This is a genomic window from Francisella-like endosymbiont (genome assembly GCF_003069505.1).
Lineage (GTDB): Bacteria > Pseudomonadota > Gammaproteobacteria > Francisellales > Francisellaceae > Francisella.
The window spans coordinates 19,900-42,458 of record NZ_QAPC01000001.1 but is presented as its reverse complement, the minus strand read 5'-3'; the positions used below and the strand labels follow the sequence as shown (position 1 = coordinate 42,458).

Below are 22,559 nucleotides of genomic sequence, written 5' to 3'. Positions count from 1 at the left end.
ACAAAATTCTGTTATTTTCTTTCATAACCAATAACTTTCTTAAAAATTCTTTCAGCTAACATAGGTTTTAAAATACTATAAATTAACGCCCTTATTCGAGCTTTTTTAGTTTGCTTAGAAATATATAAATAATCTATGATATATAGCTCTTTTTTCTTTAAAAAATATTTTGATTTTAATCTAGGCTTATCGTTTTTAATATAACATTTATCATTAAACCAACATATTGCATAACATTTAGCTAAATCAAAACCTCCATAAAGTTCCTTACGATATCCAGGATAAGAATTTAAACTGAATTGCTTACCCATAGAGTCTATGATAGCATGGTTATTAAGAGTTAGTATTTCAAATACAAATTCATTTATTCGATACTTTCCTGGCTGAATATCTGACAAATCAGGCTTGTTTAGACAGATATTAACTGCTCTACCAAGCAAATTGGGACCTGTTGGACTTAGAGGATCATTACCATAGTAACTATTGAGTGAGTTTTCAACTATCATTTCAATAGCTTTTTTGAAAAATGGGTGTTTTGACTTTGAACATAAAAATGCTTGAAATATATAGCCATCAAACTCAAAATCTTTTAAAGATCTATCTTTTACAGATATAAAATCAACATCTTCCGATAGAATATTAGATATTGGCTGTAACGGAACATTCTTAACATCTGAATAAACTCCACCATATATATAAAGGATACAATACCTAAACAAATCAGCTTTATAAGCCTTAGGATATATATTGTTGTATGCTTCAACTATATCTTTATCAAAATTTGCCTGAAGGAACTCTAGTACTTGTTGATCATCATATAAATGCAACTCCCAGTCAGAGTTATTTTTTATCCATAACTGGATATTATTATACATATCATCACTAAGTTGATGAGAATGCCAAGTCATAAATATCTTTTTAGGTATATGAGATTGTTTATCTATAGCCACATTACTCTGAGGTAAATAAGATTTAAAATATTTCATAGTGACTACCTATTTTTGTTCAATCCTTGATAAAAGTATTGCTAATAACGTAAAAAACATACTTACTTCATATTGTGTTGATAGATAATAACCTGTCAATGATGCTATAAAATATCCTAATATAAAAACTCTCACACCAAATCTATCTTGAAGAGGAAGATTTTTAGTAATAAAGAATAAACTTATAAAAAACATTAATAAAAACAATGCTGAAAATATACCTCCTTTAAAAATATAATTTATAAACTCATTATGAGGTTCTACAGGTTGATTTTTAATAACCATAGGATTAGCTTGTAGTTGCTGATTATTTTCTACTAGGTTTTGGGTACAATAATTTAAATCTGGTGTATTTCCAGTAAAAGAACAGCCCCAAATAAAAACATTAGGATATTTTTTAAATATTTCTATAGAAGAAATATAATAAATCATCCTTAAACCTGTTGACTGCTGTTCTAAGTTTCTTCTTTCTATTTTAGAGTAACCATTTGATTCAAAAATTCTAGCAATGCTTTTAGTAAATTCAGATGTTTTATCATGAAATATTTGACTTTTTTGATATGCAAAACTAAAAATAAAAGTCAAAGCTAATAAAGATAGAAAAGTCATTATCAGCATTTTTTTTATACTTAATGTATTGGTATTAGTTTGAACGCTGTAAATTTTTATAAATACAAAAGCATAATAAACTAACACAAAAACCTCGACAATATAGCCAACTTTACTAGTATTGATAAATAAGTCTGTAAAAATCACTAATAAAACCGATAATAAAAAAATTAGTTTATTTCTTATTTTACTAGATTTTAGAGCTAAATTTAGAAAACAGACCGAAGCAAAAGGAAAAGTAAAAGCAATTACTCCTTGTACATCAGATCCATGGCCAAAAGTACCATATACATCTATTAAATCTATATTTGAGCTATATAAAAATTTTATAAAACACAATAAAGAAAATAATACTGTTACCGTTAAATACGACCATAATAAATAGTCTGCGAGTTTTTTATTTTGTGATAAAAAATAACCAAGCGAATAAGTATAAATTACAATAACAACAGGATTAGCATAAGCTACTAATTCCTTATGGGTAATAGATTGACCATAAACAGCATAACCATATAAATATGCAGCATTAATAACCACCCCAGCAGCTAATAAAAATAATAAAGGCATATAGCGTTGAAATTTAGACTTATCAAAAGAAAAATCACGATTAACAAAAAATAGAATTATTATTGTAAAAAATGCTATTGATATTAATGCTCTAGCAAATAAGAAAACACTTGCAAAGATAACAATACCTGCTACTAAAACTATTTTAGGAAATATATTTTGCTTCATACTCATAACCATGTTTATTTACTTGATATTACATACTCTTTTAGCAATCTAAAAATCTCTTTCAATGACTTATTTGTAGTATTTTTTTCTATTTCCCTATAATGATTTCTAATTAGTTGTCTTAACTTTTGAATATCTAAATCTGGGAATTCTTGTATCAATCTATCTAATGTATCATTCATTTTAAATGGATCTAAAAGATTATTACGAATATTTTCTAAACGCTGAAACATTAGATTTGCTTGTTTATCTTTATTGACAAGTACATCATAAGCCTTATGAATCTCATCAAGATTATCTGTTTTACGCAAAAGTTTACCAATAAACTGTGTTTGTCTTTTTAAAGCTATCTTTTGTAAGTTTTTAGTAGTAGTAATATTATTTTTAAGATTATCATTGATTGGTAATTTTTCTAACTGTTCTTTACTTAGCATAGTCAAAGACCTACCGAAATCTACTATCTCTAATACATCTTTTTTTACAGATATCTTACTCTTTACCGGTTTATAATGAGAATTTTCTTCTTCTCTTTCTAAACGATCTATTTCATCAAGATTAATAACTTTACCTATAGCTTTTATTTTTAATTTGTTTCTATATATAAATATAAGTTATAATTTTAAACATTAAATTTATTTTATCCACCTAAAAAATATCAGGAGACTACCAAATATGTTTAGCTTTGAAAAAAATAGCCTAAAAAATACCGATAAAGAGATTTTTGACGCTATACAACTTGAAATTAAAAGACAGCATGAACATGTTGAGCTTATAGCATCAGAAAACTATGCAAGTCCTGCGGTAATGGAGGCACAAGGATCACAACTTACAAACAAATACGCCGAGGGCTATCATGGCAAAAGGTATTATGGTGGTTGTGAATTTGTTGATATCGCTGAGAAACTTGCTATAGAGAGAGCACAGAAACTATTTGGCGTTGATTATGCTAATGTTCAACCACACTCAGGTTCTCAAGCAAATGCTGCTATTTATAATGCTGTCTTAAAACCAGGTGATACTGTTCTTGGTATGGATTTAGGTGCAGGTGGGCACCTAACACATGGTAGTAAAGTTAATTTCTCTGGGAAAATTTATAACTCTATTCAATACGGCTTAGATGAAAATGGCGATATAGACTACGAGCAAGTAACACAATTAGCTAAAGAACATAACCCAAAAATGATAATAGCAGGCTTCTCAGCATTTTCTGGCATAATCAATTGGCAAAAGTTTAGAGAAATAGCTGATTCTTTAGATGCCATACTGATGGCAGATATAGCTCATGTGGCAGGGCTAGTGGTAGCTGGAGTATACCCTAACCCATTCCAATATGTCGATGTTGCAACTACAACTACACATAAAACATTAAGAGGACCTAGAGGTGGTTTAATACTTTGTAACAAAAATCCAGAACTTGCAAAAAAATTCCAAGCCGCTATTTTCCCTGGCATTCAAGGTGGTCCTTTGATGCATGTAATTGCAGCTAAAGCAGTTGCTTTTAAAGAAGCATTAGAGCCTAGTTTCGTTTGTTATCAAAACCAAGTACTCAAAAATGCTAAAGCTATGGAAAAAGTTTTAAAAGAGCGCGGCATCAATATAATCTCTGGTGGAACTAGTAATCATCTACTTTTACTTGATATTACAAATACAGGTTTCTCTGGTAAAGAAGCTGAAGCAGCTTTAGGTAGAGCAAAAATCACTGTTAATAAAAACTCTATTCCAAATGATCCTCGCTCTCCTTTCGTTACTAGTGGTCTAAGAATTGGAAGTCCTGCTATAACGACAAGAGGCTTTAAAGAGAACGAATGTGAATTAGTCGCTAACTTATTAGCAGATGTAGTGTTTAACTGCGGTAATGAACAAATAGAACATCAAACAGCAGCTAAAATTTTAAATCTTTGTAATAAATTCCCTGTTTATAAATAAAACTTAAATCCTTAAATTATTAATTTAATTTTTAGTCCATGATTCTTAATTGATATTCACAACTCTTGATTTTTAATTTAATATTAAACTTATAAACCTTTTATTTATAATGCTTTAACATCTATAATTAAAATTAAGACTACAAAAAAATTAATTTATTTAAAAAAATAAATAAAATATATTGACACAAAATATAATTATAAGTACAATTTACTTAAAATTTAAAACAGTTAGTAATAATATTTTAATAAAGTATATGAGATAAAAATGAAAAAGATATTAACTATAGCTCTTTTAGGAACTATCGCAGCAACTTCTGTTTATGCTGATGATTTAAATGCAAAAATCGTAAGTGAATCTATTACTAAGTATTCTAATGATGCTGAGAAAGCTGCTAATACTGATATAAATTCACCAATTTGTGCTGTTAAAAGCATATCTGATATTGGCGATATCCAAGCAAATGGTGCAAGATTAGCAAAAGGCTTGGTATTAACTGATAATGGTAAGGTTAAAATTCCTAATTGAGTTAAGCCTAAAGACATGTATATGACAGATGAAGCTGCAGCTACCAAAGGTATTGCTAAATATAGCGCTGAAATAGATGAGATTAACGATACTATAGAAAAGTGGATAGAAAAAAGAAATAATGTTTCTGGAGTAGGTAAAAAAGTTAAGCAATTAAACTATGATCAAAAAATCACTCAGAAAAAAGCTGAATTGAAAGCTATCAATACTAAAATAAATATCTTAAAAGCTATTGAGAACGGTGATAAAGCATATGCTGAAGGAAAAATTACTCAATTTAATGCTATGAAAAATATAACTGTAAATGGTCCTAAAGCATATTTTAATGATATTGCTAAACCAGTATCGTCACATTTAAATGCAGCATGGGACTCTGCTATTGGCCTTAATTATGCGAGCTATAGAAATAATATTGATATGTTCTGGAATGCAAGAGTAGCTCTTTGGAATGGTCAATACTACGTCGATAGTAAAGATGCAGCTACAGCTATTGCATTTAATGATATCACAAACTACTTAACTATCCAGGCTATCAAGTCTATTCAAGGTAATGATACAACAAAAGCTATTTCGCTATATGCTAATGCTAATACACTTGCTTATACAGTAACTACTCTAAGCGACTTAGAAAGTAGTATTCAGAAGAAGATAACTATACCAAGAAAAACGGCACAATCGATCTGTGAAGCTGGCCTACTTAATATCAGGGCTAATGCCAATGTTAGTGCAGCTAGAAACGTTATTAATGAGCTATCAGACCAAAAAACTATGGAAAGTGTACTTACTTACTTATTAGATAAGTTTAGTATTGGTGATATTACAGTTTATGATCTAGATAAGTTAGATAATAGCTGGGCTATCAAGGCTGCTGTAAACGTAATCAGTACTGCAATAGGTTCTGGAGGGGTGATATATGTGAAAGGTCATACTTTAATGTTAAGACCTGCAAATACTGTAGCTGGTCCTGTTGCTAACGCTATTGATGACAGTGGTATTTACAAACAAGTAAGTGATGCTGAGGATATCCTATTTGGTAATAATGCTTGTAACTTTACAGCAGCTAAAAATAGTAACAATCCTGTAGCTAAAGCTATGGTTGCAGCTTCTAAACAAATAGCTGGAGAACTATCTAAAGGTAAAGTTGTTGACCCTGCTTTCGAAGAGAAAGTATATGTAGCTTTAGAAGCAACTATATTTGAAAACTTAAGCAAGGTTTTCCCTAAAAAATAATAAACTTAAAATTAAATTTCTAAAATATATAATCCACCTTGTGTAGTGTTTTTATATCTAAACAATTTATTTATTGTTATTTATTTGTAAGCGATATATCAAAATCAATTTTTTGATAAAAATTATTAGAAGGCTGAAACAAAATATAGAATATAGTTTTACACTATTTCACCATAAAGTCTCATTCTTGCTAATTTTACTATCAACATAATGATGATAATACATTAGAACGTCTGGATCATGTTTATTCTTAATTCGCCAAATTGTGACTTATCACTAATATAGATTATAATTGCCAGTGTTACAGCATTAAAAACTAACATCCTATTTGCTTAGTTAATCTATAACTTGTTTAGAAACACTTGCTAAGCCATGCTTAATCTGAATTGATACTGGTGTGCAAGTTTCGAAACTTTGTAAAAAGTACTGTTTTGGCTATGATTTTTTAGGATCGACTAGTTCGCAGGTAGATATTAAATCTGATAAATATACTAGGATACTGATACTTCGCCAGTATTTAAAGTTTACCAGTACTCTCATTCTCTAGAGTCTGATCCTGTATTTTCACAACCATATCAAGATAATTCCTATGTTAAAAAATCATAGTTCCTAACTTGTGTTGGTATGATATCTATATACTTAGTTTTATAGTGTAAATCTGACTGACTTTCTAGCTATTTTAAAAAAATGCTTGCCAAGTAACTAAAAGTTATCATTGCTATTATCATTTTAATTTTAGGACAAAAATCAAACTCTCACCTCAATGTTAATTATTTAGTTTTGAGTAGTAGAATAAAATAGATTTTTTAATTAAAGATTTATAAGCATTATTGTTATTTATCCATTTATTAGACTAAAATGGCTTGTAAGCTTGTGTGGTCCTTGAGATATTAGTTTTGTAACCATCCCATAAGAGCCTCCACCACCATTTGAAGCTCAAAAAAAACTTGATCTAGGCATTCATTTACGGTGTTACTTTACCATCTGTAATAATGACTTCATTTTGCATAACACCCCCTGCTACCTTTATGACAAAACGTAAATTATATATACTATAAAATTGATAGCATTTACTATATTTTAAGCATCTAATGACTCAACAGCATAACTACTTGGCTGATTATGCCATTCTTCATACTGGCCTTTTGACTCATTTCTACCTAAACTTGACTGCATATAAAAAGGATTTTTAATATTTTTCAAAACCAATTTACACTCTTTAATTTCAGAATTTTTTTATATTCAAAAAGAGTTAGTATAAGCTTTATAATTTTTTATATTAGATCTCCCAATACTGATTACCTGGCCATTATGATTCAGATTTTAAATTATCATTAGTAATTTTGATGAAACTTGATTATTTGCTAAAATATAAGTTGAAGCTAATATGCAAGCGGTAATTATTTTTTGTACATTTTTAGCAAAAATTACACATTATTAGTAAATATGTTAGATGATTATATTTCAACAAAAATTTATTGAATTTTACAGATAATAAATTTTTAATTGGAGTTAACCTATAGCCAACCAAACCACCTTTGATACGAGCTCAGCTCTTCTGTGCCATCTGGGCGAAGGTTTTTAAGGAATTTATTTTTAGGATAGTTTTTCTTAAGTACACGAATATTTGCTTTAGCCTGATCATACAAACCAAGTTTATTATATGCTCTGATAGTTAAAACTAAGGCATCCTCTGTTGATGTACTTTGTGGATAACTTCTTATCACCTGAGAAGCTCTGTCGATAGCAGTATTATAAGCACCTCTTTTGAAATAAAAATGAGCTATATCATTATAGTGCCCTGCGATAGTATTATTTATAAATACCATCCTACGTTTAGCATCCGGAACAAAACTACCATTAGGATCTAATTGAATCGCTTTTTCAAAATTAGTATATGCATCTTGATATCCGGTAGGGTCATGATAGTTCATATCATATGGCGCATAAGTCTGTAACATTCCTCTACCATCTTCAAAGCCTACAACACCTATCATATAGTAAACATAACCTTTGTATATACTATATAGGTACATCTTAATAAACTGTTGCCCTAACGCAAGCGCCATAGTTAATTCATCATCCATGTAATAAACATATATCAAATCAACCATACCCTTCTCTGCTAATGGCGTGAACGGGTACTGTGCTACCAAAGACTTATACGATCTAATCGCATCAAAATACTTTTCATTCTGCATTTGCTCATGAGCCTTAGCATAAATGAAGCTAGCAGTATAACCTGTGTAAACTTGCAGCAACTCACTATCCTTCTTAGGTCCACATGAACTCAGTAGCAGCAAGATAAATGTAGTTATTATTAAATATAAAAACCTTTTCATTTGATTAACTATCCTTAGAATTTTCTTATATAATTCTATGTAAAATTAATATTTTATATATAAAAATACTTATATTAAGCACATAACATGGCACATAATACACTATCTAATAGATTTCATCAAAATATTATAATGCATCCCAAAAATGCTGGAAAAAGAATTGATATAGCAATAAATGAACAATTTGAACAGTTTTCTCGCACTCAAATACAAAAATGGCTAAAAGAAGGCTCAATCATAGTTAATGGTCAAGCTACCAAAGCAAAATATATTATTTTAGGTGATGAGGAAGTTAAAATTAATGTCGAACTACTACCGACTAATGAATGGATTGCCCAAGATATTAAACTTAATATAATTTATGAGGATGATAATATTATTGTCATTGATAAGCCAGTTAATATGGTAGTGCATCCTGGTGCTGGGAATCCTACTGGAACAGTATCTAATGCTTTACTACATCGCTATAAAGATCAAGATAAACTGCCACGAGCTGGTATAGTTCATCGTCTAGATAAAGATACTTCAGGATTAATGGTTGTGGCCAAAAGTAGTATTGCTTATCACAATCTTGTCCAACAACTTGCTGAGAGAAAAATCTCGCGTAAATATCTTGCAATAGTTGAAGGTGAAATATATCAACAAGGCACTATCAATCAACCGATTGGCAGAGATCCTATTAATCGCACAAAAATGGCTATCAACCATAGAGGTAAACAAGCTATTACACATTATACTCCTATCGAAGTCTATGATGGTTTTACACTTATAGAATGTCAACTTGAAACAGGAAGAACTCATCAGATTAGAATTCATATGAAAAGTATCAAACATCCGCTAGTTGGTGACCAAACATATAACAAGTCTTCAATAAAACTAGAAAAACTAGCTATAACAGCACCAACTAGACAAGCTTTGCACGCATATAAGCTCTCTTTTATCCATCCAACAACTACAAAGATGGTTAAATTTAAAAGCAAACTTCCTGAAGATATGTTAAATTTAAAAGTACAGCTAGAGCAAACAGTTGAAATGTTTGAGGATTTTAAAGAAGATTATTATGACTACTATGAGCATGACTAATAAGAGGTTATTGTTAAAATATTTTTTTGTCCTACTAGTATTATCCATATCAGCAGCTATTCTATCTTCAAATGAAGATAAAAAACGTATTAAGGCAAATTATTTTTTAGAATCTAGAGACCCTAAGATAGTAAAAAACCCGATTTTTCTAAAATTAAAAATTTCAAAGAAAAAAAGACGCTTTTAAAAATATATGTTAGCAGCAATTGAGTTTGCTAATAAAGAGATATGCTTACAACAGCAACAAATTCAAAAGCTTAAAAATGCCTTAGACAAAAAAGCTCATTAAGTACTAGACAAAATAAAAAACTTAGCTATTATCTTGAATACTATAAAATTAAAACAAATCACAGCATAGCTGAAGAATTAGATTACCTAAGTATAAAAGCAGGTACGATCCCAACAAGCTTCGTACTCGCTCAGGCTGCGCTAGAAAGTGGTTGGGGAACTTCAAGATTTGCTAAAGATTATAATAATTATTTTGGGTTACACTGTTTTCATGAAGGATGTGGTGTCAAAGCACAAGCTTCTGATATTTACCTTGAAATATTTAATAATGCTCCTGAAAGTGTTCTAGGCTATTATCATAGACTTAATACAGGTTCAAAGTTTTTAGATTTTAGGATAGCTAGGGATAAAATAATTAACCATCAATTACCACAAAAGCTCTACTTGATACTCTAGAGAATTATTCTGAACTTAATGGTAGTGAGTATAGAGATAGACTTATCTCAGTAATTCAACATAACAATCTAAGGCAATATGATTCAATTAAATACTGCTAATATTAACTACAAGTTGGTATTAAAGCTATTTTTCTTGTATATTAATTATAGGGTAGTTGTTATGTAAAAAGTAAATGAAAATAAATATCGATCAGAACACTATTTATTTTGCAGGTTTGTTAACTCTCAAACAAATTAACCCCAAGCTAGTTGAGAAAAAAATTTTTCGAGCAAAAGTTACTATAAAGCAAATTGATATTACAAAGATTGAAATTCTTGATACAGCTGGAGCTTACTTTATTCTTAAAATTCTTAAAGATCTAGGACTTACTAAAAAAGATTTAGTTTTGGATAATGGTAAGGATAAAAATTTTATTGAGTTTATTGCAAATAACTATCCAACTAAAATTGATAAAGAATACTCAAACAAATCTAATATAGTTTTTATTAGCATTTACACCCTTAGTAAAAGTACGAATAATCTTCTTCTAGAAGTTAAAACAAGTATTATTTTTTTAGGAGCTATTTTTTTAGGTTATCTAACTCTTATTCGTAAGCCATATAAGTCTTTCTTTTCTATAGTGCTAAATATTGCTTATGACTCAACTATTAAAGCCTTAAATATAGTAATGTTGTTGTCATTAATTATCGGGCTTGTTTTAACATACTTGCCACTTAACTTAATAATGCAGTACGGTACACAGATATTTGTTGTAGATATGTTAGGTATAATCTTCATTTAGAGAATTTGCTCCTTTATTTACAGCGATTATTATTGCTGGTAGGAGTGGCTCCGCATTTACCTCAGAAATTGGTATTATGAAAGTTAATGAAGAAATAGATGCTTTACAAATTATTGGTGAAGATCCAATATAGCGCCTAGTACTACCAAGAATAACTGCTTTGATAATAAGCTTACCAGTACTAACTGTAATTGCGATGATTGCAAACATTATCGGGGGTATTATTATTGTAGATATAATCGCAGGGATCACACCTTTACAGTTTATCCAAAGATTGTTTCAAATGTTAATGTTAACCATTTTTATATTGGTTTACTTAAAACACCTTTTTTTGCTCTAGTTATAGCTGGAATAGGTTGTCATCAGGGTTTAGCAGTTAGAAGAGATTCGCAAAGTGTTGGTAAAGCAACAACTACTAGTGTAGTCTACTCGAGCTTTTTAATAATTGTTGTTGATACTATTTTCGTAGTAGCATTAAATGGTGTTGCTTAGGGAGAAATCAAACCATGAGTCAGAGTTTAATTCAAGTAAGAGACCTAAGTACAAAGCTTGGTAAAGAATGGATTCATAAAGATCTAAACCTTGATATACCTTTTGAGAAAATAAGCTGTATCATCGGTGCTAGTGGTTGTGGCAAAACTACATTAATGCGTGAAATTCTTATGCTCCAAACAATTTACTCTAGTAAAATCTTCTTGCTTAACCAAGAGATATCAAAACTTGCTGATAACCCAATCAAGCGTAAAGAAATATCAAGTAAAATAAGTATGATGTTTCAACATTGTGCACTTTTTTCTTCTTTAACTAATCTACAAAACGTCATCTTTCCTCTTAGGCAACATACAAAACTACCTATAGACATACTTACTGACATAGCAATTATAAAACTAAAAATGGTGGAGCTTTAAAGAAGAAGCATTTAATAAATACCCTTCTGAGATAAGTGGCGGAATGTTAAAGAGAGTAGCTCTAGCAAGAACAATAGCTTTAGATCCTAAAGTTGTCTTTTTAGATGAGCCTAATGCTGGCTTAGACCTATATTCTGCCAGAGCCATGGATAATCTTATTTTATATCTAAAAAAAGAGCTTAAAATGTCAGTAGTAATGATTACTCATGATCTTAATACTATTTGGCATATTGTTGACGATATAATATATATGGATGAAAAGAGAATAATGCTTCATGATACTGCTGAGTTTGTATCCTAGCAAACACAGTATGAAAGTATAAGAAAATTTTTTGACTCACGTAATGATGGTAAGTATTAAGAGCTTATAATGAACGAAAATAGTATAAAAAATCTAATCGCCGGCCTATTTGTGATTTTTATGGTATTTGTAATGATATTTATAGGCTTCTTTTTATCTGGAGGCTTTAAAGATCAAGATACTACAACATTTGTGACAAATTTCAAAAGTATTTCAGGATTTAATGTTGGTTCAGATGTTTCTTACAAAGGTTTTAGTATTGGTAAAGTATCTGATATATCGATAAATAAAAATAATCCTAAGCTTGTTAGTGTTTACGTGAAAATAAATAGTCAAATACCAATATATAAACAAACTGTAGCAACATTACAAAGTATTGGAATTACAGGTCAGTCAAAGGTTGAGCTTTCTTTAGATATCGATGAAGAAAATACTAGTCTAGATCTACTACTTAACAAAAAAGGACAAATTCCCGAGATTAAATCAAAACCTTCACAGCTTGAAAGCATCTTGAATAGAGTTGGTGCAATAGCTAGCTCACTTGAGAAGATTTATGGCAAATTTAACAAAATGATCTCTCCTGAAAATTTAGAAAAATTTAATGAGTTTAGTGATAGTGTAAACATACTTCTATATAGCCTAAGTAACTCATCAATTTACTTTAATAAAACTCTGATGAACATAAATGAGACTATGACTGAAAGTCAAGAAGCCATTACTCGACTTAATAATGTCATCAGAATACTTGAGTATGATCCTTCAACTATTGTCAGAGGCATAAACCATGAGGAATAAAACCATGAAAAAATATTTATTATTAAGTATATTATTTTTACCTTTGCAATCATCTGCTTTTTCGTTTTTTGGTGCCCCGTAAAAGTACCAGAACAAAAAGAATATGTTATCTATAGTAAACAAATAGAATCAAAACCATTACCAGATACTGAAAATGCTGATATTAGTACAACTTTACTAGTATATAATATCCAAACTCAAGCCTCAACATCAACGCAAATGTTTTACCTAAAAGGTAATCGTCTTTATACATTTTAAAATAGCTCTTGGGCGATGCCGGTATCAAAAATGCTTACTGTAGCAACTTTTGAATATATACTAGATCATAATATAGTTAATAATCTTGCTTTCCAAGATATTAATATTCGTCAAGATTTTACTCTATCAGGAACAACTACTTATGGACCAATATTAGATTTAGATGATAAACAGTTTTTACTTTTATATAACCTTCTATCTAAAAAATGAAAAAACAGGTTTTACAAAAATAACAACAATGAAATATCATCAAAAAATACCAGATGATAAAGTAGATGCAAACTTATATTCTCAGATGACTAATACTGCATTGATAAATATATTCTCGCAATTAAATCCTTGGCTAATCAAAAATCTGAAAATCCAAAAACATATAAATAAATAAATCCAAGCTAAACACAAAAATACTCACAATTTCCTCAAACCTTTATTAGCTAAGCAATAAAGCTAACTGCTAAACCTATCAATCCACCAAACACCCCACCCCATACGACTAACCAGCCTAGATGCTCACGGATAATTTTTTGAATTATTTCTTTAACCATTTGCGGAGTTAGCTCAACTAAACGACTATCTATAAAGTCTCTCAATCTTTTCTGCAGCTTTTTGAGAAATACTATTTGCATCGATATCTATTGATGATAGTAGCTCGATTATTTTTGAATCTAATTGCTTAGTAAATAGTTCTCTTAATCCTTCTAAAGCCCCTATGCCGCCAAGAAATATTTCAATCATTGAGCCATATTTACTACTCATAACCATATCAATAAAACTATCAAAGATCTTATTATAATCAATTTTAGCTGCAACATTATCAGCTAGATACCTTTTGATATGATCGCTCTTAAGAAAATTATTTAAGTTCTGCGGCGAAAAAAATTGCTCCATAATCATTTTTTTTATAGCTCGCTTAAAGCTTTCAAATTTGTTAGGAATAATTCCTGAGCCGTAGAGAAATGGAATTTTCTCAAAGAGAATATATATTACTATCCAGTTAGTCAATGCTCCTGACAAAGCATAAAAACCAATATTTTTGATATGTTCTTCAGCAAAATACCAGCCAAGTATTGCTAGTATTACAGCAACTAAATTAGTGATAAAACTTTTATTGAAAATACACATAAATTTTTCCTACTTTTTAAATAATTAAAAATTTATAATAACAGATAAATATTTTATCAAATTTTAACTTTATGAGAACTATTCGAGGTTTTTTTGCTGATATTTCGACAAAGACTACAATCTTAAATATTTCAGGAGAATACTACAATTATTTCAAAAATGTATTACGCTTAAAAAAATCTGATATTATTCAATAATTACGATGGCTTACAATATAAGACTAAAATTATCACGATTGACAATAAAAATATAACTCTTGAAGTAATCGATAAAAAACATATCAACAATGAAAATAACTATATTACAAACATTTATCAAGCTATTATTAAAAACGAAAATTTTGAGTTGGTGATTCAAAAGGCTACCGAACTAGGAGTAAATAATATACATCCTATTATTACTGAGTTTACAAATCATAAGTTTGATAAAAAGTTAGAACGCTGGCATAAAATTGCCATAGCAGCTAGTGAGCAATGTGGGCGTGTTTTTATCCCTAAAATTCATACTCCTATCGATATTAATGATATACAAATACCTCAAAATGATTTAAATCTTGTGTTATGTCCATATACTCAGACAAAAAAGGATTTTGAGCAACGAGTTAAATCTAGTACAAATTTTAATATTTTTATTGGTCCAGAAGGTGGCTTTAGTGATAAAGAGATGACTAAATTTCATAGCAATAATTTTTATACAATTAATTTAGGTAAGAGAATTCTCAAAGCTGAAACTGCACCAATAAACATATTATCAATTATAAACTTTCTAAATAGCCAAGTATTTCAGTAATAATTATTGTAAAAGATTGTTCTCAGTACTTTAATGATTTTTTAGTCTTCTAATATTAGGAGAAAATGCCTATGCAAAAAAAGTAAATTAACACACGCTACCAAATTCTATATTGGAACAGCATTAATGTTTGTCTCATATGCAACTTTATATTCTACGAAATACTTCGCAACAGACACTATAGTTTCAGGTAACTGGCTAATTCTATCTTAGGCCAGTTCTTCTTTAGGTAAGCTACTAATATCAGGACTTGGGCTAACAATGGTTGCTGAACTATGTCCAGCATTTATATCTGATTTGTAACGAGATTTTGTTTTCTAGCTACAATGATTGAATCATATATTGCTTCTTATATAGTATCATTTATAGTACTACCTCAAAATGGTAATGTAATCTCTAAACAATAAAGCTTAGAAAGATATAAGGCCGTATTTGGTTATGTCGCTATTGGTATTTAGTTACAACAATTATTATGGTTATTTTGACTCCTATATTAAATAAGTATATAAATAGAATACAAGTTATTGATGATCATAAAGCAGATATTGATAACGTTACATACCATCCTGAGAACTAAAAAAATATCATTTTATAGTTTCTACCATATAATAATCTTGTAAATTTATTTCAATAGTTTGTTTTTTTGCTAGAATTACTTCTAGTAATTAACAACCTTATTTAATATGAGTACATTTTCTAACAAAACCTGGCTAGCTAATTATCCTGATTATACTCCTGAGAATATTGCAGAAAACCACGATACAATTTTAGATCTATATGAAAAAGCGATTATACAATTTCCTTATAGAGAAGCTGTATCATGTCACGATGTAAATCTAACTTTTCTTGAACTTGATAAGCTAGCTACTAAAATAGCTAGCTTTCTACAAAATAAACTTGGAATTAACAAAGGTGATAGAGTAGCGATAGTACTACCTAACTGCTTACAATTTACTGTTAGTTTATTTGCCTGTGTTAAAATTGGTGCTGTATTTGTCAACACTAACCCTCTTTATACTGCAGATGAGATTGAGGCGATATTCAATAACTGTAATGTCAAAGCTGCAATTGTAATGGATATGTTTGCTCATAATATACAAAAAGCCCGTGTAAATATCGACTCTTTAGAGAATGTAATTGTTACAAATATTGCTGATTTATATCCATTTCCTAAAAAACAGATTATTGGTTTTGTCTCCAAATATCTAATTGAAAATAAACCCAAATATACAAAAAGTAATTTTATCCCGTTTAGTAAAGCCATCAAAGCCAATGCAAATTTATATAAAAACCCAGTTTTGACAAAACATGATATCTTATGCTTACAGTATTCAAGTGGGACAACAGGTAAGCCTAAAGGAACAATACTAACACATAATAATCTTGCATCAAATATCCAGCAAGTTTGGGCATGGATCAAGCATGACATGGATATGTCTAATCAAGTAATCATAACCTCCCTACCTCTTTACCACATATTCTCACTAAGTGCTAATTTACTTTGCTTCTTTTTTGCTGGTGCAAAAAATGTCTTAATTCCAAACGCTAAGGATATTAAGAATCTCATTAAAACTATGTCAAAAAATGAGTTCACTATTTTTAATGGTCTTAATACTCTTTATATGGCAATGCTTGAGCATCCTGATTTTGAAAAAATTAACAAAACAAGATATCAGTATTCTTTAAGTGGTGGTATGCCAATTTCGCGTAAAATATATTTACAATGGCTAGACAGAACAGGAGTAGAGCTCAAAGAAGGATATGGTATGACTGAAATGTCCCCTGCAATTGCTTTAAATAAGTTTAATGAGTCTGAGGATGATTATTTTGGTACTTGTGGCTACCCTATTCCAAGTACACAACTTAGTATTCGCGATATTCACACTCATCAAGAGATAAATGAATGTTTCAAAGAAGGTGAAATCTGGCTTAAAGGTCCCCAAAAGTGCCAAGGTTTCTGGAATGATAAAGAAAATAATAGACTTCACTTTACTGCAGATGGTTGGCTAAAGACTGGTGATATCGGCTATATAGACAAAAAAGGCCGCCTAACTATATCCGATAGAATCAAAAATATGATTATTGTCTCAGGTTTTAATGTTTATCCAAGGGAAATCGAGTTATGTATCCTTAAATTAGATTATGTACGAGAAGTTGCTGTCACTGGAGTTAACTCAAAAACATCTGGTGAAAGAGCTATAGCTTTTATTTCATTGGAAAAAGGCTCTAATGTAACTGAGCAGGATATTATCAAATACTGCAAAGATAAATTAGCGGGTTATAAAGTTCCTAAATCGTGTATATTTGTAGAAAATTTACCAAAAAATAATACTGGTAAAATAGATATTAAAAAACTAAAAAATCAATTCTTATAAATATTTTCAACTGTGCCCTTTCACTAGAAAAATACTGTTTTGGTGTCTTACCAAATGCCTTACGAAACGTTATTATAAAATTACTCGGTTAAGCATACCCTAAAGAATCTGAAACCTCAGTAACAGAAATATCTTTTGCTAGTTGTCGCCAACGTGAAAAACTAAGTCCTGTTTCGGATAAAAAAGCTCTTCACAATGTCTGTGGCGACATAGCTGTAAATGATGTCCACTCCTCTAAACTTTTATTTATCTAAGGGTTATCAATAATTGCATTAGCGACTTGTAACTCTATCAGTCTTTGGAATCGGTAAATGCAATGCTTCTTCTGGAGCAAACCTAATCTCATTACAGATAATCTTGGTAATATGCTCTTGCTCTAAGCTTAGATTTTCGTGCTTGCCCCATTCTGTTGCTCTTAGTACAAGTACTCTTAACACCTCGCTCATTGGTATGACTCTTGAGCTCTTAGGCAAATTTTGACACATAGTTGGGAGTATGAAAATAACCCATCCTTCTACAATACCACTTATACGAATTTTATGTGATATATTTGGTGGTATCCACTCAGCTCTATTTGATGGTAGCACCCATAAGCCATTAGGAGTACTTACATGAACAAGACCTGATTCGATACAAAATATTTTTACCATGACAATGGTAATGCCAATCTAACTCTTGGTTATTTATCCTATTTTCACTATCAGATGCATTTTCACCTTTTATTCCAATTATTGCTGGTACATCAAGTCGATCATTAAATATTTAATCTCTTCCTCAGTAATATTTTGTCCACTTTTTACTATTTAATGTCCATATTATGCTATAATACATAGCTAAAATTGTGCAATAATTTTATGCAAAAATAAACCTATAAAGTAGTTTTCCTATTTACTACACAAAGTGATGTAATATGTTAGTAATATTTTAACCACAAAAAGTTTAAAACTTATGCAAGCTAGTAATACAAAAACTGTTGGCTTTTGGAACCAAAAAAGAACGGGTATTAGCAATAAGCTTACTGGCACTTGCTGAGATTGTTGATTTGACAATTGTGTAGCTATTGCAATACCACAGACTATGGATGCTATCGGGATAATGTTGAAACTATTGCTTATATAACTACAGTATGTATTGTCACTGCAGCAATCTTTATACTACTTTCGGGATTAATTATTGAAAAATATGGTATAAAAAGGGTTGCTTTAGTTTCATCTGTAATTTTTGGTGCATCGTCAATAATGTGTGGCCTTTCAACATCTTTAACTGAAATGATTATTTTTAGGGCTTTTAAGTATGAGAGGAGCTTTCTTACCATCTGTAGCATAGACATACATATCTACTAGTTTCAAAAACGAAGAGTATAGTAAAATGATGACTATATATAGTATGGTCATCGTTATGTGACTAATTATTGGACCAGTACTTGGTGGAGTAATTTCTGAGAATATGTCTTGGGTGTGGATTTTCTATGTCAATGTGTCTTTTTTTATCGTAGCTTTTATAATTATTTCTTTTATGATGGAAGCAACAACACATAAAAAAATCAAAATGATTATATCAGCTTTAGTTTTATTGCTATCAGTATTGGCTGTTTAGAGCTTTTTATAGATAACGATAATACCAATGGTTGGTTTTCATCAATTAAAATGATCATACTATTAGTAATATTTCTAGTTTCACTTAGGTTCTTTATTTGGAGAGGTTTAATTTACTCTTCGGTAGTTAAGTTTAAAATATTTAAAATTTTTAACTTTGCATTAGCTTGCCTTTTATATTTTATGTTTGTACTACTGTTCTCTGCTGCTATGGCATATTTACCCACGATGTTGCCGTAAATATATGGCTATCCTTGTTGATCTAGCAGGATATATAACCGTTCCTAGAGGTGTTGCCGCTATTATTGGTGTAATGCTAACACAATCTATTTCAGTAAAAAAACTATGGGTAAGGAAAACTATTAGTCTTGGAATAGTTATACTTTTGGAGTGTCTTGTTTAATGAATGCAGGCTTTCCTCCTACTGCTAATGAATTTGATATTATACTTACAACTGCTATTCAGGGATTAGGAATGATGATGTTTTTTGTTCCATTTGTGAGCGTATTAGTAGTTAGTATAGCTGATAAAGATATGGGTGATATGTCTGGGTCATTTAACTTTTTTAGAAATTTTGGCAGTTCTGTTGATACCACTTTTGTAGTAACATTTATCTCAAGAAACCAACAGACTACTTGTCTGGAATTATCACAAAATATATCATCATTAAATAATAACTTTTAAACTTGGAGTCATAGTTTGCCAATGCCTGATTTGGTGCTCTAGTAGCCTATTGCAAAAACAACAAGTGTTACACCAAAGTAGCTTATTAAGCTATATTAACTCTTTTTATTTAATGGGTATACTTAGTCTAATCTTGGCTATAGTACCATTTTTATTAAAGGAACCGCCTAAAGATGCTCCTGTTGCAGCGATGCATTAAATTATTATAGGGTAATAAAATGTCAGAAGAAAAAATACAACAAACTCAACAACCATAAGAAATAAAAAAGACTCAAGATTTTTACCTAAGAAAATCATCATTGGCTGTAGTATTATCACGATGACAGCATTAGGAATTTATGGCTATTACAAATATAACAAAATCTTTCCTAGTACCGATAATACTTATGTTAATGCTGATGTAATTAGTATTTCATCTAAAGTTGGTGGCTATATAGAAAAAGTCTATATTCAAAACCACCAATTTATACACAAAGGCGATAAATTTGTGCAAATTGATCCTAGAGATTATCAGCTACAGGTAGCTCAAGCAAACTCAAAAGTCATTCAAGCTAAGGGACAATTAGCGATAGTTCAAAAGCTCAGTCATCTTTAGACACTTCAACAAGCATAACAAACAGATACATCAAACTTTATAAAGATGATGCTGATTCTCTACAAGATGCGCAAAAATACATAAACCAAAAAGTTCAAGTTCAGAAAGCAAAAGATGAAGCTTACTCATCACTTAAGCAAGCTTTGTTACAGATTGAAATCGCTAAAGCACAAATTGGTGTAGCTAAACTTGGTTATGATAACGCTAACCTATCTAGGCTATATAACATTGACAGCTCCTGATGATGGTTATGTATCTAACCTAAAACCTCACAAAAGACAATTAGTATCTTCAGGACAAGCACTATTTGGCTTTATTGATAATAAAAAATGGTGGATAGATGCTAATTTAAAGAAATAGATCTTTATAGAATCAAGCCAGGATAACAAGTTAAAATTGAGCTAGATATGTATAGTCATACTTACACTGTGAAAGTTGATAATATCAGTTATGCTACTGGGTCAGTTTTCTCATTACTACCACCTGAAAATGCTACCGGAAACTGGATAAAAGTCACTCAACGCTTCCCAGTAAAAATAATCCTAAACAATGATCATAAATACCAACTCAGAGTTGGAGCAAGTACAACAGTAAAAGTAGATACATTATAGGTCACAACAATTATACGAAATAAAATACTCCCTTTAGCGTTAATATCTGCAACCTTCTTAAGATCTAGTTGTAGCTTCTTAGTCCTGAGTATAAAAGACCTAAAATCAAAGCTCCAGCTTTGTGGAATGACCAAGATAAAAACATCGAAGTTACGAAAAATTGGGACCTTATAAAAGTTGCGAGGTGAAGAGAGTTTAATGATCCAGTATTAAATAATCTAATAACTACAGCATTAAAGGATAATAACAAACTACAAGTTTCTATTGGTAATATCTTACAAGCTAATGCTGAAATAAATAAAGCTAATTATAGCTGGTTACCTACAGCAAAGGTTGGTGGTGTTTTTGTCGCACAAGCATTCGATGTAAATTCTAGCTCAAATATCCCCAGCTTAATAATATTGGAACTCAAACTACCACAGGATCTTTGGTTGGTATTATACCTAGCTATACAATCAACATTGCTAGGCAGTTTAAACTAGATGAGATTTCACGTCTTAGTAAAAAAATGCGAACTAATCTTAAAGACACCACAAGACTATCCATCATAAGTCAAGTTAGTGCTGCATATTTTTCACTGATTACAGCAAAAGAATAGTTAAAATTACAAACGCTAATGGTCAATCAAATACAGCTATTAATATACTATGCTCAAAATCAGCATAAGTTAGGGGGCAACTTCGCCAATGCTAGAGGAAGTTATTCGTCAGCAACTTGAAGTACAAAAAGGCAAAGTAGCTATGATCAAAAATGACATATCATTTCCAAAATACTCTTACAATCTTGATTGGAAGAAAACTTGGTAAAATTGTCACGAGCAGGATTCTAAGTGAAATTAATGCTAATATAAAAGTGCCGGTAAATATGCCTTCTCAAGTTTTAGAGAATCAACCAGATATTGCTATTACTATTACTATTACTATTGCTAAGTATAAACTAGAAACCAGCAAATGCTAATATTGGCTTAGCTAAATCACAATTTTTCCCAAGTATTGACCTTACTGGAACTTTCGGAAATGCTATAATTGCACTTGGAGAACTTGCTACGATGAATGCTTTGGCTTGGGATGCTAAAGCTGTTGCTTGCTGTACTAGTATTTAATTTAAGTATTCTAGCTTATAGTGACAAGGCTAAGTAAGGCACAGAGAGTTTTACTAAGCATATTATGATTATATTAACACCCTACAACAAGCCTTCCAAGATGTTGATGATAGCCTTTCTAAAAGAGCTGCTAATGCAAAAATCTCAAAAAACAAACTATATCTTTAGAGTAAACTCAAAGACAAGATAAAATATTCTTTTAAAAGTACAGTTCTGGAGCTATAAGTAAAGCATAATATACAGGTATTACCTTGAATGTTCTATACCAACAAATGTAAGTTAATCAAGCTAAATTGAAATCTCTTAATAGTGTAGTTAACTTATATCAAGCTCTAGGCAGTGGTTATAATGTTGATAACTACTCTGACCATCATTATGATAACCCAGCTTTTGATAAATAGTTTAAAACAATTAATCTTCTTTAGTAAAAGCTCTAAAAAATTACTCTAAAATAAGCTATATGATTATGATAAAATCAGCTAACTAAGATTGGTTTAAACTCATATTAATTCTATTA

Annotated in this window: 14 protein-coding genes and 10 pseudogenes; 16 read left to right on the top strand and 8 right to left on the bottom strand. The window is 30.3% G+C overall.

Annotated elements, in window-relative coordinates; translation table 11 throughout:
- Positions 1-11 precede the first annotated feature (11 nt).
- Genes C9379_RS00240 through yjgA form a run of 3 tightly spaced genes read right to left on the bottom strand, consistent with a single transcriptional unit; the run spans position 12 to position 2,902 of the window.
- Positions 12-986 (bottom strand): glycosyltransferase family 32 protein, encoded by a 975-nt coding sequence (locus tag C9379_RS00240; protein WP_143385165.1) that lies wholly within the window; start codon positions 984-986, stop codon positions 12-14.
- Positions 987-995: 9 nt separating this feature from the next.
- A complete protein-coding gene (locus C9379_RS00235) occupies positions 996-2,330 on the bottom strand; it encodes an O-antigen ligase family protein (RefSeq protein ID WP_143385166.1) in 1,335 nt (444 codons plus the stop codon).
- 14 nt (positions 2,331-2,344) lie between these two features.
- Positions 2,345-2,902 (bottom strand): ribosome biogenesis factor YjgA, encoded by a 558-nt coding sequence (gene yjgA, locus C9379_RS00230; protein WP_143385167.1) that lies wholly within the window; start codon positions 2,900-2,902, stop codon positions 2,345-2,347.
- A 100-nt stretch (positions 2,903-3,002) separates the two neighbouring features.
- Between yjgA and glyA the strand changes: the two genes are divergently transcribed.
- The 3 genes from glyA to C9379_RS00220 all read left to right on the top strand — a co-directional run bounded on the left by glyA (position 3,003) and on the right by C9379_RS00220 (position 6,014).
- Positions 3,003-4,256 (top strand): serine hydroxymethyltransferase, encoded by a 1,254-nt coding sequence (glyA, locus tag C9379_RS00225; RefSeq protein ID WP_143385168.1) that lies wholly within the window; start codon positions 3,003-3,005, stop codon positions 4,254-4,256.
- A 267-nt stretch (positions 4,257-4,523) separates the two neighbouring features.
- Entirely contained in the window at positions 4,524-4,784 is a 261-nt protein-coding gene (locus tag C9379_RS08595; RefSeq protein ID WP_425536903.1) for a hypothetical protein, read from the top strand.
- Positions 4,785-4,805: 21 nt separating this feature from the next.
- A complete protein-coding gene (locus C9379_RS00220; RefSeq protein WP_425536902.1) occupies positions 4,806-6,014 on the top strand; it encodes a hypothetical protein in 1,209 nt (402 codons plus the stop codon).
- A 1,080-nt stretch (positions 6,015-7,094) separates the two neighbouring features.
- On the opposite strand, the gene C9379_RS00215 is transcribed toward C9379_RS00220, so the two are convergent.
- Both C9379_RS00215 and C9379_RS00210 read right to left on the bottom strand, forming a co-directional pair.
- Positions 7,095-7,217, bottom strand: a complete 123-nt coding sequence (locus C9379_RS00215) for a hypothetical protein (RefSeq protein ID WP_318263413.1) — start codon at positions 7,215-7,217, stop codon at positions 7,095-7,097.
- A gap of 314 nt (positions 7,218-7,531) precedes the next feature.
- Positions 7,532-8,356, bottom strand: coding sequence for an outer membrane protein assembly factor BamD (locus tag C9379_RS00210; protein ID WP_143385169.1), 825 nt, complete (start codon positions 8,354-8,356; stop codon positions 7,532-7,534).
- A gap of 87 nt (positions 8,357-8,443) precedes the next feature.
- On the opposite strand from C9379_RS00210, the gene C9379_RS00205 reads away from it, so the two are divergent.
- The 7 genes and pseudogenes from C9379_RS00205 to C9379_RS00180 all read left to right on the top strand — a co-directional run bounded on the left by C9379_RS00205 (position 8,444) and on the right by C9379_RS00180 (position 13,554).
- Positions 8,444-9,439, top strand: coding sequence for an RluA family pseudouridine synthase (locus C9379_RS00205; RefSeq protein WP_143385170.1), 996 nt, complete (start codon positions 8,444-8,446; stop codon positions 9,437-9,439).
- A pseudogene (locus C9379_RS00200) lies at positions 9,417-10,224 on the top strand (glucosaminidase domain-containing protein). The gene C9379_RS00205 and the pseudogene C9379_RS00200 overlap by 23 nt, the downstream one beginning before the upstream one ends.
- Positions 10,225-10,298: 74 nt before the next feature.
- Entirely contained in the window at positions 10,299-10,907 is a 609-nt protein-coding gene (locus C9379_RS08590; protein WP_425536901.1) for an ABC transporter permease family protein, read from the top strand.
- Between the two features lie 25 nt (positions 10,908-10,932).
- A pseudogene (locus tag C9379_RS08585) lies at positions 10,933-11,399 on the top strand (MlaE family ABC transporter permease).
- A gap of 14 nt (positions 11,400-11,413) precedes the next feature.
- Positions 11,414-12,116, top strand: a pseudogene (locus C9379_RS00190) (ABC transporter ATP-binding protein).
- Between the two features lie 69 nt (positions 12,117-12,185).
- Positions 12,186-12,911, top strand: coding sequence for an MlaD family protein (locus C9379_RS00185; protein ID WP_143385171.1), 726 nt, complete (start codon positions 12,186-12,188; stop codon positions 12,909-12,911).
- 4 nt (positions 12,912-12,915) lie between these two features.
- Positions 12,916-13,554, top strand: a pseudogene (locus C9379_RS00180) (hypothetical protein).
- 49 nt (positions 13,555-13,603) lie between these two features.
- Here the strand turns inward: C9379_RS00180 and C9379_RS00175 are convergent.
- Positions 13,604-13,759 carry a DUF445 domain-containing protein gene (locus C9379_RS00175; protein ID WP_318263414.1) on the bottom strand — a complete coding sequence of 52 codons (156 nt, stop codon included), beginning with the start codon at positions 13,757-13,759 and terminating at the stop codon, positions 13,604-13,606.
- Positions 13,740-14,291, bottom strand: a complete 552-nt coding sequence (locus C9379_RS00170) for a DUF445 family protein (RefSeq protein ID WP_318263415.1) — start codon at positions 14,289-14,291, stop codon at positions 13,740-13,742. The genes C9379_RS00175 and C9379_RS00170 overlap by 20 nt, the downstream gene beginning before the upstream one ends.
- Before the next feature lie 71 nt (positions 14,292-14,362).
- Here C9379_RS00170 and C9379_RS00165 point away from each other — a divergent pair.
- The 3 genes and pseudogenes from C9379_RS00165 (at position 14,363) to C9379_RS00155 (ending at position 17,455) form a co-directional block, all read left to right on the top strand.
- Positions 14,363-15,080, top strand: a pseudogene (locus C9379_RS00165) (16S rRNA (uracil(1498)-N(3))-methyltransferase).
- A gap of 75 nt (positions 15,081-15,155) precedes the next feature.
- Positions 15,156-15,657, top strand: a pseudogene (locus C9379_RS00160) (POT-type proton-dependent oligopeptide transporter); the annotation flags it as partial.
- Positions 15,658-15,763: 106 nt separating this feature from the next.
- Positions 15,764-17,455 (top strand): long-chain-fatty-acid--CoA ligase, encoded by a 1,692-nt coding sequence (locus C9379_RS00155; protein ID WP_143385172.1) that lies wholly within the window; start codon positions 15,764-15,766, stop codon positions 17,453-17,455.
- Here the strand turns inward: C9379_RS00155 and C9379_RS00150 are convergent.
- A pseudogene (locus C9379_RS00150) lies at positions 17,443-18,258 on the bottom strand (AraC family transcriptional regulator). The gene C9379_RS00155 and the pseudogene C9379_RS00150 overlap by 13 nt on opposite strands.
- A 145-nt stretch (positions 18,259-18,403) precedes the next feature.
- On the opposite strand from C9379_RS00150, the pseudogene C9379_RS00145 reads away from it, so the two are divergent.
- The 3 pseudogenes from C9379_RS00145 (at position 18,404) to C9379_RS00135 (ending at position 22,443) form a co-directional block, all read left to right on the top strand.
- Positions 18,404-19,933 (top strand): annotated as a pseudogene (locus C9379_RS00145) (DHA2 family efflux MFS transporter permease subunit).
- A gap of 19 nt (positions 19,934-19,952) precedes the next feature.
- A pseudogene (locus tag C9379_RS00140) lies at positions 19,953-20,940 on the top strand (HlyD family secretion protein).
- A 9-nt stretch (positions 20,941-20,949) separates the two neighbouring features.
- Positions 20,950-22,443: pseudogene (locus C9379_RS00135) on the top strand (TolC family protein).
- The last annotated feature ends 116 nt before the right edge of the window (positions 22,444-22,559 follow it).

Excerpts from the sequence above, each read along its gene's own strand:
- C9379_RS08590 (WP_425536901.1), top strand. The coding sequence starts at position 10,299 with ATGAAAATAAATATCGATCAGAACACTATTTATTTTGCAGGTTTGTTA.
- C9379_RS00170 (WP_318263415.1), bottom strand. The coding sequence starts at position 14,291 with ATGTGTATTTTCAATAAAAGTTTTATCACTAATTTAGTTGCTGTAATA.
- C9379_RS00210 (WP_143385169.1), bottom strand. The coding sequence starts at position 8,356 with ATGAAAAGGTTTTTATATTTAATAATAACTACATTTATCTTGCTGCTA.
- C9379_RS08595 (WP_425536903.1), top strand. The coding sequence starts at position 4,524 with ATGAAAAAGATATTAACTATAGCTCTTTTAGGAACTATCGCAGCAACT.
- C9379_RS00205 (WP_143385170.1), top strand. The coding sequence starts at position 8,444 with ATGGCACATAATACACTATCTAATAGATTTCATCAAAATATTATAATG.
- C9379_RS00235 (WP_143385166.1), bottom strand. The coding sequence starts at position 2,330 with ATGAAGCAAAATATATTTCCTAAAATAGTTTTAGTAGCAGGTATTGTT.
- C9379_RS00185 (WP_143385171.1), top strand. The coding sequence starts at position 12,186 with ATGAACGAAAATAGTATAAAAAATCTAATCGCCGGCCTATTTGTGATT.
- C9379_RS00220 (WP_425536902.1), top strand. The coding sequence starts at position 4,806 with ATGACAGATGAAGCTGCAGCTACCAAAGGTATTGCTAAATATAGCGCT.
- glyA (WP_143385168.1), top strand. The coding sequence starts at position 3,003 with ATGTTTAGCTTTGAAAAAAATAGCCTAAAAAATACCGATAAAGAGATT.
- C9379_RS00155 (WP_143385172.1), top strand. The coding sequence starts at position 15,764 with ATGAGTACATTTTCTAACAAAACCTGGCTAGCTAATTATCCTGATTAT.
- C9379_RS00240 (WP_143385165.1), bottom strand. The coding sequence starts at position 986 with ATGAAATATTTTAAATCTTATTTACCTCAGAGTAATGTGGCTATAGAT.